Source organism: Streptomyces sp. WAC04114, from assembly GCF_019733245.1.
In the GTDB taxonomy this organism is placed as follows: domain Bacteria; phylum Actinomycetota; class Actinomycetes; order Streptomycetales; family Streptomycetaceae; genus Streptomyces; species Streptomyces massasporeus_A.
Map to the genome: position 1 here is coordinate 1 of NZ_JAIGQA010000113.1, position 19,458 is coordinate 19,458.

The window sequence follows — 19,458 nt, forward strand, 5'->3', positions numbered from 1 at the left end:
GGGGGTATCTGGGCCGGGCCGGGCTGACGTCGGAGCGGTTCGTGGCGAGCCCGTTCGGGTCGGGTGTGCGGATGTACCGCACGGGTGACCGGGTGCGCTGGAACGCCGAGGGGCAGCTGGAGTACCTCGGCCGCACGGACGAGCAGGTCAAGGTGCGTGGCTTCCGTATCGAGCCGGGTGAGGTGCAGACGGTCCTCGCCGCGCACCCCGAGGTCGCCCAGGCCGCTGTCGTGACCCGGGAGGACACCCCGGGGGACGTCCGCCTCGTCGGCTACGTCGTCCCGATCGCCGCCGAACCGATATCCGACTTGCGGGAGTTCGTCGCGGAGCGGCTGCCGGACCACATGGTGCCCTCGACGGTCGTGGTGCTGGACGCCCTGCCGCTGACGGCGAACGGCAAGCTGGACCACAAGGCCCTTCCGGCCCCCGCTTACGCGTCGGGCAGCGCCGGGCGTCGGCCGGCGACGTTGCAGGAGGAGATCCTGTGCCTGGCCTTCGCCGAGGTGCTCGGTCTGCCCTCGGTGGGCGTGGAGGAGGACTTCTTCGAGCTGGGCGGGCACTCGCTGCTCGCGGTGCGACTGGTCAGCCGGATCCGCACCCTGCTCGGTGTCGAGGTCGCCATCCGTACCCTCTTCGACACGCCGACCGTGGCCGGACTCGCGGCCCGGCTCGGTGACGTCGCCACGGCCAGGCCGTCGCTGGCCGTGCGGGAACGGCCGGAACTGGTACCGCTGTCGTACGCACAGCGTCGCCTGTGGTTCCTGACCCAGCTGGAGGGCCCGAGCGCGACCTACAACGTCCCGACCGTGCTGCGGCTCACGGGCTCGCTGGACCCGGCGGCCCTCGGCCTCGCCCTGCGGGACGTCATCGGCCGCCACGAGGTGCTGCGGACGACCTACTCGATCACCGACGGCGAGCCCCATCAGCGGGTTGTCGCGCCGGAGGAACTGGACTGGGACCTGGTGGTGACCGAGGTCGCACCGGAGGAACTGGACGCCGCCGTCGCCGGGGCGACCGGGCACGCCTTCGACCTGTCCGCCGAACTGCCCATCACCGCACGTCTGTTCAGGATCGCCGACGCCGAGCAGGTACTCGTCGTCACCGTGCACCACATCGCCGGGGACGGCTGGTCGACGGCCCCGCTGGCGCGCGATGTGTCGGTGGCGTACGAGGCCCGGCTCGCCGGTCGCGCTCCGGAGTGGGAGCCGCTGCCGGTGCAGTACGCCGACTACGCCCTATGGCAGCGCGAGCTGCTCGGCGAGGAGTCGGCTCCCGACAGCCTCCTGTCGCAGCAACTCACCTACTGGAACGAAGCGTTGGCGGACGCACCGGAGGAGCTGACCCTCCCCGCGGACCGGCCCCGGCCGCCCGTCGCCGGCTACCTCGGTCACAGCGTCCCGCTGGAGGTTCCGGCCGAGGTGCATGCGCGGCTGGTGGAGTTGGCGCGGGCCGAGGGCGTGACGATGTTCATGGTGCTGCAGGCTTCGCTGGCGGTGCTGTTGTCGCGGTTGGGCGCGGGTGAGGACATCCCGTTGGGTACGGCGGTGGCCGGGCGGTCGGACGAGGCGCTGGACGATCTGGTCGGGTTCTTCGTCAACACGCTGGTGCTGCGCACGGATGTCTCGGGCGATCCCACGTTCCGTGAGGTCTTGGCCCGGGTGCGGGAGACGGATCTGTCGGCCTTCGGTCATCAGGACGTGCCGTTCGAGCGGCTGGTGGAGGAGCTGTCCCCCGTCCGTTCCCTGGCCCGCCACCCCCTCTTCCAGGTCATGCTCGCCGTGCGGAACACCGCCGAGGCAGTACTGGACCTGGGGGAGACGGGTGCGCAGCCGCTCCCCGGTGGTGAGCGGGCGGCCAAGTTCGACCTGGAGCTCTCCGTCGACGAGGCGTTCGACGCGGACGGTCGGCCGACCGGTGTCCGCGGCTCCCTCATCGCTGCGGCGGACCTGTTCGACCTGGCGACGGCCGAGCTGCTCGCACGACGCTGGGTCGGCCTGCTGGGTCTGCTGGTCGCCGACCCCCAGGCGCGGTTGAGCGCGGTCGACGTACTGGACACGGACGAGCGCCGCCGGGTGCTGCTCGACTGGAACGACACGGCCGCCGAAGTGGCTCCCGCGACGCTGCCGGAGCTGTTCGCCGGGCAAGCGGCACGCACCCCGGACGCCGTGGCGGTGGTCCATGACGGGGCCGAGGTGTCCTACGCCGAACTCGACACCCGCGCCAACCGGCTGGCCGGGCTCCTGGTGGACCGGGGTGTGCGCCCCGAATCCGTGGTCGGAGTGTGCCTGGACCGCGGCACCGACCTCCTGGTCGGCCTCCTGGCCGTACTCAAGGCAGGCGGCGCCTACCTCCCGCTCGACCCGGAGTACCCGGCCGAGCGGACGGCCTTCGCCCTCGCCGACGCAGGGGCGCGGATCGTCCTGACCAGCACGGGCCTGCTCGACCGGCCCGCCGGGGACGGCGACACGACGGGCGTGCCCACGCTCGTGCTCGACGACCCCGCCGTGGCCGCGGAACTGGCCGCGGCGGAGAACCGCCCGCCCGCGACCGGCCTGCGAGCCGAGCACCCCGCGTACATCATCTACACGTCCGGTTCCACGGGACGCCCCAAGGGCGTGGTGGTCGAGCACCGCTCACTGGTGAACTTCCTCGCCGCCATGCAGGAGCGCTTCGGACTCGGTAGCGAAGACCGGCTGCTGGCCGTCACCACGGTCGGCTTCGACATCGCCGGCCTGGAGCTGTACCTCCCGCTGCTCACCGGGGCCCGCGTGGTTCTCGCCGGGCAGGAGACCGTACGCGATCCGCGCGATCTGCGGCAGCTGATCGCCTCCTCGGGCGCGACGATCGTCCAGGCGACCCCGAGCCTGTGGCACGCGGTCCTCGCCGACGGCGACGACACCCTGCTGACCGGGGTCGCCGTCCTGGTGGGCGGCGAGGCACTGCCCGCCGAGCTGGCCCGGACACTGACGTCCCGAGCGGCGTCCGCGACCAACATGTACGGACCCACCGAGACCACCATCTGGTCGACCACCCACCGGATCGACGGCCCGGCCTCGATCGGCCGCCCGATCGCCAACACCGCGGTCTACGTCCTGGACGCCCGTCTGCGACCGGTGGCCCCGGGCGTCGCCGGTGAGCTGTACATCGCAGGCGCGGGTGTGGCGCGTGGCTATCACGGCCGCTCCGGGCTGACGTCCGAGCGGTTCGTGGCCTGCCCCTACGGCGAGCCCGGCGCGCGCATGTACCGCACCGGCGACTTCGCCCGCTGGAGCTCCGACGGCGATCTCGAATACCTGGGACGCGTCGACGACCAGGTCAAGCTGCGCGGCTTCCGGATCGAGCCGGGTGAGATCGAGGCCGTGCTGGCCGACCACGCGTCGGTGACCCGGGCGGCGGCGCTGGTCCGCGAGGACGTCCCGGGCGACCCGAGGCTGGTGGCCTACGTGGTGCCGACCGACGACGCCGATCTGTCCGAACTGCCCTCCTCGCTACGGCGGTTGGCGGGAGAGCGGCTGCCCGGATACATGGTGCCGTCGGCCGTGGTCGTCCTCCACGAGCTGCCGCTGACGCCGAACGGAAAACTGGACCGGCGTGCCCTGCCGGCGCCGTCGTACGCGGCCGGCACGGGACGTGGGCCTGCCGGGGTGCGCGAGGAAGTGCTGTGCGAGGTCTTCGCCGAGGTCCTGGGCCTGGACAGCGTCGGCGTCGACGACGACTTCTTCGCTCTGGGCGGCCATTCCCTGCTGGCGATCCGGCTCGTGGAGCGGCTGCGTGCGCGCGGTGTGTCCGTCGCGGTACGGGCGTTGTTCCAGACGCCGACGCCGGCGGGACTCGCGGCGTCCACGGGCGGTGAGCCGGTGAAGGTACCGGCGAACCTGATTCCCGAGGGTGCTGCGCAGATCACGCCGGAGATGCTGCCGCTGGTCGACCTGACCCCCGCGGAGATCACCCGGGTCGTCGCATCTGTCGAGGGCGGCGCACCGAATGTGGCCGACGTCTACCCCCTCGCCCCCCTGCAGGAAGGCCTCCTCTTCCACCACCTCCTGGCCACTGGCGACGACGCCTATCTGATGCCGATCGTGGTCGAGTTCGACTCCCAGGAGCGGCTGGACGTCTTCCTCGCCGCCCTCCAGCGGGTGATCGACCGGCACGACATCCTGCGGACCTCCATCGTCTGGGAAGACCTGCGCGAGCCCGTCCAGGTCGTCTGGCGCCGCGCCGTCCTCCCCGTCCGTGAGGTCCGGCTCGACCCGGAGAACCCCGACCACGCCGCCGAACTGGTGGCCCTGAGCGGGTTCACCATGGACCTGGGCACGGCGCCCCTGATCGACGCCCATACCGCCGCCGTACCCGGCGAGGACCGCCGGCTGGCCGTGATCCGGCTGCACCACATGGTCCAGGACCACACCGCAAAGGAGGTCCTGATCCGCGAGGTGGCGGAAGTCGTCGCCGGGCGCGGCGACGCGCTGCCCGAGCCCCTGCCGTTCCGCAACTTCGTGGCACAGGCACGCGCCGGGATGGCCGCGGGCGGTCACGAGGAGTACTTCGCCGGCCTGCTGGGCGACGTCACCGAGCCGACCACCCCGTTCGGCCTGCTCGACGTCCGCGGCGACGGCGCCGGCATCGTGCGCCACGACCTTCCGCTGCACAAGGCCTTCGAGGACCGGCTGCGCGCAGTCGCCCGCGACCTGGGTTCCAGTGTGGCCACGGTCATGCACGTGGCGTGGGCGCGGACGTTGGCGGCGGTGTCCGGGCGGGGTGACGTGGTGTTCGGCACGGTGTTGTTCGGTCGGATGAATGGTGGTGCGGGTGCGGACCGGGTGGCTGGTCCGTTCATGAACATGCTGCCGGTTCGGGCGCGGGTCGATGGTGTGGGTGTGCTGGAGGCGGTGGCGGCGATGCGTGGTCAGCTGGCGGCGTTGCTGGAGCACGAGCATGCGCCGTTGGCGGTGGCGCAGCGGGCCAGTGGGGTGCCGGCCGATCAGCCCCTGTTCACATCGATGTTCAACTACCGCCACAACTCGGGCCGAACCCCTGACGACCACCACGACGGAGGCGAGGACGGCATCCGCACGGTCCTCGTGGTCGACCGCAACAACTACCCCCTCTCCGCCGCTGTCAACGACGACGACTCCCGTCTCGCCCTCCAGGTGGACGCGGTGTCGTCCATCGACGCGGAGTCGGTGGTCGGCCTGTGGCTGACGGCCACGGAGGCGCTGGTGAGTGCGCTGGAGGGTGCGCTGGGCGGGGGACCGGATCTGCCGCTCGTCGACGTGGACGTGCTGGGTGTGGATGAGCGTCGGCGGGTGTTGGTGGAGTGGAACGACACCGGTTCCGTCGAGGTGCCTGTGTTGGTGCCGGAGGCGTTCGCGGTGCAGGTGGCGCGGACTCCGGGTGCGGTGGCGGTGGTCGACGGGGACGTCGAGGTGTCGTTCGCCGAGTTGGACGCCGCTGCGAACCGTCTTGCGCACTATCTGCTGGCTCAGGGCGTTGGCCCGGAGTCCGTGGTCGGTCTGGCGCTTCCTCGTGGTGCGGAGATGGTCACCGCGATCCTCGCTGTGTGGAAGGCGGGGGCCGCTTACGTTCCGATCGATGTGTCGTATCCGGTGGAGCGGATCGCGTTTGTGATGCGGGACAGCGGTGCGGTGCTGACGCTGACGACGGAGGAGGTCTTCGACGAGCTTCCGGCTGGCCGTGGCCAGATGGTGGCTTTGGATGATCCGCTGACCCGGATGCAGCTGGAGGCGGCTTCCCCGGAGACTCCTGAAGTCGAGCTTGCTGGTGCCCAGTTGGCGTATGTGATGTATACGTCGGGGTCGACGGGGCGGCCGAAGGGTGTGGCGGTCACGCATGGCGGTCTGGCGAACTATGTGGGGTGGGCGTCGGGGTTGTATGGCCCGGGTGGTGCGCCGTTGCATTCGTCGCTGGCGTTCGACCTGACGGTGACCAGTGTGCTGGTGCCGCTTGTCACCGGTTCTGCGGTAGTCGTATCTGCGGAGGGTGGCGCTGAGGGCCTTGCCGAGATCCTGGACGGGCGCTCTGGCTTCGGCCTGGTGAAGGTTGTTCCCGCGCATCTGCCTCTGCTGGGCGAGCATTTGGCGGATGTGTCGGGTGCGGCGCGGACGTGGGTGGTCGGTGGCGAGGCGCTGTCGGGGTCGGTAGTGCGTGACTGGCTGAAGCGCGCCCCGGAGTCGGTGGTCGTCAATGAGTACGGGCCGACGGAGACGGTGGTCGGTTGTGCGGTGTTCGAGGTCCGTGCGGGTGACGAGGTTGCTGATGCGGTGCCGATCGGCCGTCCGGTGGCGAACACCCGCCTGTACGTGCTGGACGGCAATCTTCAGCCCGCCCCTGTGGGTGTGGCGGGGGAGTTGTATGTGGCCGGTGCCCAGCTCGCCCGCGGGTATGCGAAGCGTCCGGAGCTGACGTCGGAGCGGTTTGTCGCCTGCCCCTTCGAAGCGGGTGGGCGGATGTATCGCACGGGTGACCTTGCGCGCTGGGCTGCGGATGGCCGGCTGGAGTTCCTGGGCCGGGCTGATGAGCAGGTGAAGGTGCGTGGCTTCCGGATCGAGCCGGGTGAGGTCCAGGCCGCCCTCGCCGCTCACCCCCAGGTGGCCCGCGCGGCTGTCGTCGCCCGCGAGGACACCCCGGGCGACGTACGCCTGGTCGGCTACGTCGTAGCAGACGACGACACGTCCGAACTGCCCGACTCCATCACCCGGTTCATGTCGGCCCGACTGCCGGACTACATGATCCCGTCGGCGATCGTCGTCCTGGACGAGCTCCCGCTGACCGTCAACGGCAAGCTGGATCGCAAGGCCCTGCCTGCCCTGGAGTACCAGGCCGGTGCAGGCCGCGCCCCGGCCAACGAGCAGGAGAAGCTGCTGTGTGAGGCGTTCGCCGAGGTGCTCGGGGTGGACGGCGTGGGCGTGGACGACGACTTCTTCACGCTCGGTGGGCACTCCCTCCTCGCCGTCCGGCTGGTCAGCCGGGTCCGGACGGTGCTCGGTGTCGAGTTGGAGATCGCCACCCTCTTCGAGGCCCCGACCCCGGCCCGACTCGCCCAGCAGCTCCCACACCACCAGTCATCAGCTAGGCCGGCGTTGCGGCCGATGCGCAACCAGGAGGAGTCCTGATGATTCCGTTGTCATACGCGCAGCGCCGCCTGTGGTTCATCAACCGGCTGGAGGGGCCGAGCCCCGTCTACAACGTCCCCCTCATCGTGAGGCTGCCGGGGGACGCGAACGCTGCGGCCCTTGATGCCGCGCTGCGGGACGTGATCGGGCGGCACGAGGTGCTGCGGACCGTCTTCGAGGTCGCGGACGGGGAGCCGTACCAGCGGATCCTCAAGCTGGACGAACTGGAGTGGGCACTCACGGACGTTCAGGTGCCCCCCGAGGGGCTGGACGGGGCTGTCGCCCAGGTGACGGCGTACGCCTTCGACCTCGGCGTCGAGATCCCGATCCGGGCCTGGCTGTTCTCGGCAGGTCCGGAAGAGCGGATCCTGGTCGTGGTCCTGCACCACATCGCCGGGGACGGCTGGTCGACGGGACCGCTGGCGCGTGATGTCACCACCGCTTACGAGGCACGGCTCGCCGGTCGAGCACCGGAGTGGGCCCCGCTGCCGGTGCAGTACGCCGACTACGCGCTCTGGCAGCGCGAGCTGCTCGGCGACGAGAACGACCCGGACAGTCTGACGAGCCGGCAGATGACCTACTGGCGAGGCGCGCTGGCCGGGTTGCCCGAGGAGCTGGAGCTGCCCTTCGACCGGCCGCGCCCGGTGAGGTCCAGTTACCGGGGGCACGGCGTGCAGCTGGCCGTGCCGGCGGACGTGCACGCACGGCTGGCGGAGCTCGCCCGTGCCGAGGGCGCCACCATGTTCATGGTGCTTCAGGCGGCCCTGGCGGTGCTGCTGTCCCGGCTCGGCGCGGGGGACGACATCCCCGTGGGGACGGCGGTGGCGGGGCGTACGGACGAGGCCCTGGACGATCTGGTCGGCTTCTTCGTCAACACTCTCGTGCTGCGTACGGACCTGTCCGGTGACCCCACGTTCCGTGAAGTGCTGGGCCGGGTGCGCCGCAACAGTCTTGCGGCGTTCTCGCATCAGGAAGTGCCGTTCGAGAAGCTGGTCGAGGAACTCGCCCCGGTCCGTTCGCTCTCCCGGCACCCCCTGTTCCAGGTGATGCTGACCGTCCAGAACAACAGGCGCACGGTGGTTGACACCGTGTCCGAGGATGCCGAGGGCCTGCCGGTCGGGGAGCGCACGGTCAAGTTCGACCTGGACGTGAACGTCACCGAGCTCTTCGACCCGACCGGCGCCCCGGCCGGTCTGCGCGGAACGCTTTCCGTGGCCACCGATCTTTTCGAGCTGCGCACGGCCGAGCAGCTCACGGACCGGTTGTCGCGGGTGCTCGCCGCGCTGGCGGCGGACGCGCAGGCCCCGATCAGTTCCGTCGCCCTGGTGGACGAGGCCGAACTGCACCGGATGCGGCTGCAGGGGCAGGGGCCCGAGCGGGACGCCGCCGCGGCGACGCTGCCCGAGCTGTTCGCGGCGCAGGTCGCGCGGACGCCCGAGGCCGTCGCGCTGGTCGCCGAAGGCGCCGAGGTGTCGTATCGCGAGCTGGACGCGCGCGCGAACCGGCTGGCCCGGCTGCTGATGTCGCGGGGTGTGGGTCCGGAGTCGCTGGTCGGAGTGTGCCTGGAGCGTGGTCCCGATCTGGTCGTGGCGCTGTTGGCGGTGTTGAAGGCCGGGGGCGCGTATGTGCCGCTGGATCCCGAGTACCCGGCGAGCCGGCTCGGGCTGATGATCGAGGACGCGGCGCCGACGGTGGTGCTGGCCTCGCGCGGCACCATGGGTTCGCTGGCGCCGGACCTCGCGGCGTCGGTGGTGACGCTGGACGAGCCGGCGACCGCGTCGATGCTGTCGTTGCTGCCCGCGCACCCACCCGCCCGGGACGCCCTGCCGCAGCCGGGGCATCCGGCGTATGTGATCTTCACGTCGGGGTCGACGGGGCGGCCCAAGGGCGTGCTGGTGAGTCACCGGGGTGCGGTGAATCTGTGCGAGGAGCACCGTGGGGGTCTGCTGGCGTCTTCGGGCGGTCCGTTGCGGGTGGCGCTGACGACGTCGGTGTCCTTCGATGCGTCCTGGGATCAGCTGGCCGGGCTGTTCCTGGGGCATGAGCTGCATGTCGTGGACGGGGAGACCTGGCGGGACGCGGGCCGGCTGGTGCGGTGGATCGGCGAGCACCGGGTCGACTTCCTCGAGGTCACGCCGTCGTATCTGCAGGTGCTGCTGGACGAGGGACTGCTGGACGGAGACTGGCGTCCGGGGCGGATCGCCTGCGGTGGAGAGGCGGTGCCCGCCGGGATCTGGCAGCGGCTGCGGACCGTCCCGGGCCTGGAAGCGTTCAACCTCTACGGGCCGACGGAGTGCACCGTCGACTCCGTCATCGGCCGGGTCGCGGATGCGGCCGTGCCCGTGATCGGCAGGCCGGTGACGGGCGCCCACGTGTTCGTGCTGGACGCACGCCTGCGGCCGGTCCCGGCCGGTGTGGTCGGGGAGTTGTACATCGCCGGTGCCGGTGTGGCTCGCGGTTATCTGGGCCGGGCCGGGCTGACGTCGGAGCGGTTCGTGGCGAGCCCGTTCGGGTCGGGTGTGCGGATGTACCGCACGGGTGACCGGGTGCGGTGGAACGCCGAGGGGCAGCTGGAGTACCTCGGCCGCACGGACGAGCAGGTCAAGGTCCGTGGCTTCCGTATCGAGCCGGGTGAGGTGCAGATGGTCCTCGCCGCGCACCCGCAGGTCGCCCGGGCCGCTGTCGTGGCCCGCGAGGACACACCGGGGGACGTGCGTCTGGTCGCCTATGTCGTGCCCGTCGAGGGTGCGGACGTCGCCGAACTGCCAGATGCGCTGCGGCGGTTGGCGGGGGAGCGGTTGCCTGGGTACATGGTGCCGTCGGCCGTGGTGGTGCTGGACGAGCTGCCGTTGCTGCCGAACGGGAAACTGGATCGGCGCGCGCTGCCGGTGCCGTCGTTCGACGCGGGTACCGGACGTGGGCCGGTGGGGGTGCGTGAGGAGGTTCTGTGCGAGGTCTTCGCTGAGGTCCTGGGGCTGGAGCGAGTGGGGGTCGAGGACGACTTCTTCGCCTTGGGCGGTCATTCGCTGCTGGCGATCCGGCTCGTGGACCGTCTGCGGGAACGGGGCGTGTCCGTGGCGGTGCGAGCCCTGTTCCAGACCCCGACCCCCGCCGGTCTGGCCCTGTCCACGGCCGAGGAGCTGGAGGTGCCGGCGAACCTGATCCCCGAGGGCGCCGAGCGGATCACGCCGGAGATGCTGCCGCTGGTCGACCTGACGGCCGAGGAGATCGCCCGGGTCGTCGCCTCGGTCGAGGGCGGCGCGCCGAACGTGGCCGACGTCTACCCCCTCGCTCCCCTCCAGGAAGGTCTCCTCTTCCACCACCTCCTCGTCGAAGGCGGGGAGGACACGTACGTCCTGCCGACGGTCGTGGAGTTCGACTCGCAGGAGCGGCTCGACACCTTCCTCGCCGCACTCCAGCAGGTCGTCGACCGGCACGACATCCTGCGGACCTCCATCGTGTGGGAGGGCCTGCGGGAACCCGTCCAGGTCGTCCGGCGTTCCGCCGCGCTGCCCGTGCACCGCGTGTCACCGGCCGCCGGCACCGAGCCCGTCGACGGGCTGCTGGCGCTCGCCGGACTCGCCATGGACCTGCGTCGGGCCCCGCTCATCGACGTGCACACGGTGGAGGTGCCCGGCACCGGACACCGACTGGCCCTGATCCGCGTCCACCACATGGCCATGGACCACACCGCGATGGACATCCTCCTCGAGGAGGTGCAGGCCTTCCTCTCCGGCCGCGGGGACAGCCTCGTCGAGCCGGTTGCGTTCCGTGACTTCGTTGCCGTGGCACGCCGCACCACCCGGCCGGAGCGGCACGAGCGGTACTTCACCGAGCTGCTCGCCGACGTCACCGAACCGACGGCACCGTACGGACAGTTGAACGCACGCGGAGACGGCCTCGGGGTGGTGCGGCACCGGTTGCCGCTCCCTGCGGAACTGAACGACAGGCTGCGGGAGGTCGCCCGGCGGCTGGGCACGAGCCCGGCCACCGTGATGCACGTGGCCTGGGCCCGGACCCTCGCCACCGTCGCCGGGCGTGACGACGTGGTGTTCGGCACCGTGCTGTTCGGGCGCATCGGGGCCGGGGCGGTACGGACGCCCGGGCCCTTCATCAACACCCTTCCGGTGCGGCTGCGCGTGGCGGAGCTGAGCGCCGCCGGGGCGGTCACGGCCATGCGCGGACAGCTGGCCGGGCTCTTGGAGCACGAGCACGCGCCGCTGGCGCTGGCCCAGCGGGCGAGCGGGGTGCCGGGCGACGCGCCGCTGTTCACCTCCCTGTTCAACTACCGCCACAACCCCGGCCGCGGCACCGAGGAACGGGGTGCGGCGACCGCGCCCGTCGAGGGCATCCGAACGGTCTTCGCCGGCGAGCGCACCAATTTCCCCCTCCTCGTCTCCGTCGACGACAACGGCGACAGCCTCGGGCTGAGCGTGGACGCGGTGCCCCCGATCGCGCCGCACGCCGTCGCCGAGCTGCTGAGCAGCACCGTCGAGAACCTGGTGACGGCCCTGGAAGCGGCGGTCACCGAAGGCGGCCCGGATCTGCCGCTGAGCGCGGTGGACGTGCTGGCCGGGGACGCGCGCCGACGGGTGGTGGGGGAGTGGAACCACACGGCCGCCGAGGTGCCGCTCGCGACGCTGCCGGAACTGTTCGACGCCCAGGCGGCGCGGACCCCGGACGCGGTGGCGGTGATCCACGGTCCCACCGAGGTCACGTACGCCGAACTGGACGCACGCAGCAGCAGGTTGGCCCGGCTGCTGATCGGGCAGGGCATCGGCCCGGAGTCCGTCGTCGGGGTCTGCGTGGAACGCGGCGTGGACGCCGCGGTGGCCCTGCTGGGCGTCCTGAAGGCCGGCGGTGCCTATCTGCCGTTCGACTCCCGGTATCCGGCCGAGCGCATCGGCCACATCCTCGGTGAGGCGCGGCCGGCGGCGTTGCTCGTGTCTGCGTCCACCGAGCCGACCCTGCCGGTGGAGGGTACGGATGTGCCGGTCCTGGTGCTGGACGCGCCGAGGACCGCGGAGCGCCTCGCCGGACTCTCTCCCGACGCGCCCGCGCAGCACGAGCGGACCGCACCGCTGGAACCCCGCCACCCGGCCTACGTGATCTTCACATCGGGCTCGACCGGCCGCCCGAAGGGCGTGGTGGTCGAACACCGTTCGGTGACGAACCTGCTCACCTGGGCGGGCCGGGAGTTCACCCCCCAGGAGTTCCGCCGGGTCCTCGTCTCCACCTCATTCACCTTCGACGTCTCGGTCTTCGAGCTGTTCGGCCCGCTCGTGACCGGCGGCGCCGTGGAGATCGTCGACGACCTGCTGGCCCTCGCCGAGCGCCGGTCCGAGGGCTGGCCGGCGACCCTGGTCAGTGGTGTGCCGTCCGCGTTCACCCAGGTACTGGCAAGCGGCCCGCTGCCGCTGCGGCCCCGCACGGTGGTGCTGGCCGGCGAGGCCCTGACCGCCGACGCGGTCGCCGCGATCCGGGACACCCTGCCCGAGGCGCGCGTGGCGAACATCTACGGGCCCACCGAGGCCACGGTCTACTCGACTGCCTGGTTCGCCGACGGCGACGCCGACGTACCCGGCACGGTCCCGATCGGCCGGCCGGTCGCCAACGCACGGGCATACGTACTGGACCGTTCCCTCGCCCCCGTGCCCGTCGGCGTGGCCGGTGAGCTGTACCTGGCGGGGGCCGGCCTGGCCCGCGGCTACCTCGGCCGCCCGGACCTGACCGCCGAGAGGTTCGTCGCCGACCCCTTCGGTTTCGGGGAGCGTCTGTACCGCAGCGGCGACCTGGCCCGCTGGAACGAGGCCGGGGAGCTCGAGTACCTGGGGCGCTCCGACGAACAGGTCAAGGTCCGCGGGTACCGCATCGAACTCGGCGAGGTGCAGGCCGCCACCGCAGCGCACCCCGATGTGGCACAGGCCGCGGTCGTCGTCCGCGAGGACACCCCGGGCGACCGGCGGCTCGTCGCCTACGTGACCCCCGCCGCACCCGGCACCGGGACCGCACTCCCGGCGGCGGTACGCGAACACACCGCGCACCGGCTCCCGGACTACATGGTGCCGTCGGCCGTCGTGGTCCTGGACACCCTGCCGCTCACGGCCAACGGCAAGCTCGACCGCAAGGCGCTGCCCGCCCCCGACCAGGCCCGCTCCGAAGGCGGACGCGGCCCGGCCACCCTCCGCGAAGAGCTGCTGTGCACCCTGTTCGCCCAGGTCCTGGACGTGGACCGGGTCGGCGTCGACGACGACTTCTTCGCACTCGGCGGCCACTCCCTGCTCGCCGTACGGCTGGTCGGCCGCATCCGCGCCGCGCTGGGCGTCGACGTGAGCCTGCGCTCCCTGTTCGACACCCCGACCGTGGCCGGCCTGGCCGCCCGGCTCTCGCCGACCACGAACGAGCGGACCGGACCGGCACTCACGGCCGGCGGTCGCCCCGAACGGCTGCCGTTGTCCTTCGCCCAGCGCCGCCTGTGGTTCCTCGGCGCCCTCGAAGGACCGAGCGCCACCTACAACATCCCGGTCGCGCTGCGGCTGACCGGCGAGGTCGACGCCGGCGCACTCGGCCGGGCACTGCGGGACGTGATCGGCCGGCACGAGGTGCTGCGCACCGTCTACGCCGCCGCCGACGGCGAGCCCCACCAGCGGATCCTCACCCCGGACGAGCAGGACTGGGCGCTGACCGAGGCCGAGGTCGCCCCGGAGGCGCTGGACGACGCGATCGCCCGAGCGGCCCGGTACACCTTCGACCTCGCCACGGAACTCCCCCTGCGTGCCTGGCTGTTCACCGCCGGACCCGAGGAGAGCGTCCTGCTGGTCGTCCTGCACCACATCGCAGGTGACGCCTGGTCGCTGGCCCCCCTGGCGGCCGACCTGTCCCACGCCTACGAGGCCCGGCGCTCCGGCACGGCCCCGCAGTGGGAGCCACTGCCGGTGCAGTACGCCGACTACGCCCTCTGGCAGCGCGAGCTGCTCGGCGACGAGAACGACCCCGACAGCCTCATCGCCCGCCAACTGGCCTACTGGCGCTCCACATTGGCCGGCACCCCGGACGAACTGACCCTGCCCGCCGACCACCCCCGCCCCGAGTCCCCCTCCTACGAGGGACACCGGGTTCCCCTGGACATCCCGGCCGACCTGCACGCCAAGCTCGCGGAGCTGGCCCGGACCGAGGGCGTCACCATGTTCATGGTCGTCCAGGCGGCCCTGGCGGTGCTCCTGAGCAAGCTGGGCGCGGGCACCGACATCCCCCTCGGCACCGATGTCGCCGGACGCCCGGACGAAACCCTCGACGGCCTGGTGGGCTTCTTCGTCAACACCCTGGTCCTGCGCACCGACCTGTCCGGCGATCCGACGTTCGGCGCCGTACTGGCCCGGGTCCGGGAGACCAGCCTCGCGGCCTTCGAGAACCAGGACGTGCCGTTCGAGCGGCTCGTGGAGGAGCTCGCCCCGTCCCGCTCCCTCGCCCGGCACCCCCTCTTCCAGGTCCTGCTCACGTCACAGACCGCCGCCACACCCCGCCTGGACCTCGACGGCGTGAGCGCCGGCAGCACGGCCACGGGCAACACCACCGCACGGTTCGACATCGAGGTCACCGTCGCCGAGGCCCACGACGAGGACGGCGCCCCCGCAGGCTTGCGCGGCTCCGCGACCCTGGCCGCCGACCTCTTCACCCCCGAGTCCGCCACTCGCTTCGCGGCCCGTCTGCGGCGTCTCCTGGACCAAGTCACCGACAACCCCGGTGTCGGGCTGGCCGCCGTCGACGTCCTCTCCGGCGAGGAACGGCAGCGCATCCTGACGGAGTGGAGCGACGTACGCGCCTGCGGCCACCCCGTCGACGGTTCCCGGGTCTACCTGCTCGACGCGGACCTCGCCCCGACACCCCCCGCCGTCGTCGGCGACCTGTACCTCGCCGGGGACGGTCACACCACGGACCCGGTGACGGCCCCGCTCACCGGCGACGACACCCCCCTCCACCGGACCGGTGACCGAGCCCGCTGGACACACGACGGCCGACTGGAGATCCTCACCGGCACGGACCGATCGCCGTCCCCCGCAACGGACGGCGGCCCGCGACCGGGCCGCGCACCCGCCAACGTCCGCGAGGAACTGCTGTGCGCCGCGTTCGCGCAAATCCTCGGCCGCGAACGGATCGGCGTCGACGACGACTTCTTCGAGTCGGGCGGCCACTCGCTGCAGGCGATCAAACTCATCAGCCGCGTACGCTCCCTGCTCGGTGTAGAGGTCCCCCTGCGCGCCCTCTTCGAAGCACCCACCGTGGCCCGGCTGGCGGCGGTCCTCGACGAGTCCGAGGCCGCCCGCCCACCGCTCCTCGCCCAGCCCCGCCCCGAACGGGTGCCGTTGTCCTTCGCCCAGCGCCGCCTGTGGTTCCTCGGCCAGCTGGAGGGCCCCGGCGCCACCTACAACGTTCCGATCGTCCTGCGCCTGTCGGCAGAAACGGACCGCGAGGCGCTCGGCATGGCCCTGCGCGATGTGATCGGCCGCCACGAGGTGCTGCGCACCGTCTACGCCGTCGCCGACGGTGAGCCTCACCAACTCGTCCTCGCCCCGGAGGACCTCGACTGGGAAGTCGAGGCCGGCCACACCACCCCGGAGGAACTCGACGCGGCGATCGCAGCCGCCGCCGGGCACGCCTTCCACCTCGCCACCGAACTCCCCCTCAAGGTCACGCTGTTCGAGACGGACAGCGACGAACTCGTGCTCGTGGTGGTCCTGCACCACATCGCGAGCGACGGCTGGTCCACGGCCCCCCTGGCGGCCGACCTGTCCCACGCCTACGAGGCGCGGTGCGCGGGCCGGGCTCCGGAGTGGGAGCCGTTGCCGGTGCAGTACGCCGACTACGCCCTCTGGCAGCGCGACCTGCTCGGCGACGAGAACGACCCCGACAGCCTCATCACCCAACAGATGACCTACTGGCGCGGCGCCCTGACCGCCCTGCCGGAAGAACTCCGGCTGCCCGCCGACCACGTCCGCCCGGCCGTGGCATCCCACCGGGGACACCGGGTGCCGCTGCACATCCCGGCCGAGGTCCACGCCCGCCTCGCGGAACTCGCCCGCGCCGAAGGCGTGACCATGTTCATGGTCATCCAGGCAGCCCTCGCGACCCTGCTCTCCCGGCTGGGCGTCGGCACCGACATCCCCATGGGCGCGGCCAACGCGGGCCGCACCGACGAGGCGCTGGACGACCTCGTGGGCTTCTTCGTCAACACCCTCGTGGCCCGCACCGACCTGTCCGGAGACCCGACGGTCGGTGAGATCCTCGCCCGGGTTCGCGAGAGCAGCCTCGCCGCGTTCGCCCACCAGGATGTGCCCTTCGAGCGCCTGGTCGAGGAACTGGCCCCCAGCCGCTCCCTGGCCAGGCACCCCCTGATCCAGGTAATGCTCACCCTCCAGAACAACGACGAGGCGAAGCTCGAGCTGCCCGGCATCCGCGGCACCGCCGGGTCCGGCACGGTGGTGTCGAAGTTCGACCTCGACGTCCTCGTGGGCGAGGCACACGACGAACAGGGAGTGCCGGCCGGCCTCAACGGCTCCATCATCGGAGCGGCGGACCTCTTCGCCCCCCACACCGTCGACACGCTCGCCAGCCGACTCACCAGCGTCCTGAACCAGATGTCGACGGACCCGGACCTGCGCCTGAGCGCGGTCGACGTGCTGGGTGTGGATGAGCGTCGGCGGGTGTTGGTGGAGTGGAACGACACGCAGGCTGAGGCGGCTGTGCTGGTGCCGGAGGCGTTCGCGGTGCAGGTGGCGCGGACGCCTGAGGCGGTGGCGGTGGTCGATGGGGATGTCGAGGTGTCGTTCGCCGAGTTGGACGGGCGGGCGAATCGTCTTGCGTGCTATCTGCTGGCGCAGGGGGTGGGTGCTGAGTCGGTGGTGGGTCTGGCGCTTCCTCGTGGTGCGGAGATGGTGACCGCGGTTCTGGCGGTGTGGAAGGCGGGGGCTGCTTACGTTCCGATCGATGTGTCGTATCCGGTGGAGCGGATCGCGTTTGTGATGCGGGACAGCGGTGCGGTGCTGACGTTGACGACGGAGGAGGTCTTCGACGAGCTTCCGGCTGGCCGTGGCCAGGTGGTGGCGCTGGATGATCCGCTGACGCGTATGCAGTTGGACGCGGCTTCCCCGGAGGCACTTGAAGTCGGCCTGTCTGGGGCTCAGTTGGCGTATGTGATGTATACGTCGGGGTCGACGGGGCGGCCGAAGGGTGTGGCGGTCACGCATGGCGGTCTGGCGAACTATGTGGGGTGGGCGTCGGGGTTGTATGGCCCGGGTGGTGCGCCGTTGCATTCGTCGCTGGCGTTCGACCTGACGGTGACCAGTGTGCTGGTGCCGCTGGTGTCGGGTGGTGCGGTGGTGGTGTCCCGCGAGGGTGGCGCCGAAGGTCTGGCCCGGGTGCTTGAGACGCATTCCGGGTTCGGCCTGACCAAGGTGGTCCCCGCGCATCTGCCCCTGCTGGGCGAGCATTTGGCGGATGTGTCGGGTGCCGCGCGCACCTGGGTGGTCGGTGGCGAGGCCCTGCCGGGCGGAGTTGTCCTGGAGTGGCTGAAGCGCGCCCCGGAGTCGGTGGTCGTCAATGAGTACGGGCCGACGGAGACGGTGGTCGGTTGTGCGGTGTTCGAGGTCCGTGCGGGTGACGAGGTTGCTGATGCGGTGCCGATCGGCCGTCCGGTGGCGAACACCCGCCTGTATGTGCTGGATGGCAATCTTCAGCCCGTCCCTGTGGGTGTGGCGGGGGAGTTGTATGTGGCTGGTGCCCAGCTCGCACGTGGGTATGCGGGGCGTCCGGATCTGACGTCGGAGCGGTTTGTCGCCTGCCCGTTTGAAGCGGGTGGGCGGATGTATCGCACGGGTGACCTTGCGCGCTGGGCCTCGGATGGCCGGCTCGAATTCCTGGGCCGCGCTGATGAGCAGGTGAAGGTACGCGGCTTCCGGATCGAGCCGGGTGAGGTCCAGGCCGCCCTCGCCGCTCACCCCCAGGTGGCCCGGGCCGCTGTCGTCGCCCGCGAGGACACCCCGGGCGACGTACGCCTGGTCGGCTACGTCGTAGCAGAGGACGACCCCGGGTCCGAACTGCCGGAATCCATCACCCGGTTCGTGTCGGCCCGACTGCCGGACTACATGGTTCCCACGGCGATCGTCGTCCTGGACGAGCTCCCGCTGACCGTCAACGGCAAGCTGGATCGCAAGGCTCTGCCTGCCCCGGAGTACCAGGCCGGCGCAGGCCGCGCCCCGGCCAACGCCCGCGAAGAGATCCTCTGCGAGGCGTTCGCCGAGGTGCTCGGGGTGGACGAGGTCGGGGTGGACGACGACTTCTTCGCCCTCGGCGGGCACTCCCTCCTCGCGGTCTACCTGGTCGAACGCCTGCGGGTACGCGGTGTCTCCGTCTCGGTCAAGGCACTCTTCGAGACGCCGACGCCTTCTGGGCTGGCGGCCACCACGGGCGAAGAACTTCTCGTTGTACCGGCGAACCTCATTCCCGAGGGCGCTACCGAGATCAGGCCCGACATGCTGCCGCTGGTCGACCTGACGGCGGAGGAGATCGCTCGGGTCGTCGGGACTGTCGAAGGCGGAGCGCCGAACCTGGCGGACGTCTATCCGCTCGCCCCGCTCCAGGAGGGACTGCTCTTCCACCACCTGCTCGCCGACGGCGGCGAAGACGCCTACGTCCAGCCGATCGTCATGGAATTCGACTCACGGGCCCGCCTGGAAGCCTTCCGGGCCGCCTTGCAACGGGTGGTGGACCGCCATGACATCCTCCGCACGGCCATCGTGTGGGAGGGACTGCGCGAGCCGGTACAGGCCGTGTGGCGCGACGTCGACATGGCGCTGGACGAACTCGAACTGCCTCCGGGAAGCGTTGATCCCGCAGCCGACCTGGTGGCACTCGGCGGTCTGACCATGGACCTGGACAAGGCCTCCCTGATCAGGCTGCACGCGGCGGCGGAGCCCGGTACCGACCGTTGGCTCCTGCTCCTGCGGATGCACCACATGGTCCAGGACCACACCGCGGTCGAGGTGCTGCTGGCGGAGGTGAACGCCTTCCTCGCAGGGCGAGGGCACGAACTGCCCGAGCCGCTGCCGTTCCGCGACTTCGTGGCCCAGGCGCGCGCCGCGGCACAAACCGGCGAGCACGAGCAGTACTTCACTGAGCTGCTGGGTGACGTCACCGAAGCGACCGCGCCGTATGGGCAGGTGGATGCGCGCGGTGACGGCAGGGGTGTCGTCCGGGCGGGTCTCGCCTTCCCCGCGGACGCTGAGCGCCGGCTGCGCGACGTGGCCCGACGGCTGGGTTCCAGTGTGGC

The 19,458-nt window shown here is 71.5% G+C and carries 2 protein-coding genes (1 of these 2 only partly in view); both read left to right on the forward strand.

Going from position 1 to position 19,458, the window contains the following annotated elements; genetic code table 11:
- Nucleotides 1-8: 8 nt before the first annotated feature.
- On the forward strand, nucleotides 9-7,133 hold the full coding sequence (locus K4G64_RS25490) for a non-ribosomal peptide synthetase (RefSeq protein ID WP_260460959.1): 7,125 nt from the start codon (nucleotides 9-11) through the stop codon (nucleotides 7,131-7,133).
- Nucleotides 7,133-19,458 carry the 5' portion of a non-ribosomal peptide synthetase gene (locus tag K4G64_RS25495; RefSeq protein WP_221758338.1) on the forward strand. Its footprint extends 2,434 nt past the window's final position, so the window shows 12,326 of its 14,760 coding nt (coding positions 1-12,326); it begins with the start codon at nucleotides 7,133-7,135; its stop codon lies beyond the right edge, outside the window. The genes K4G64_RS25490 and K4G64_RS25495 overlap by 1 nt, the downstream gene beginning before the upstream one ends.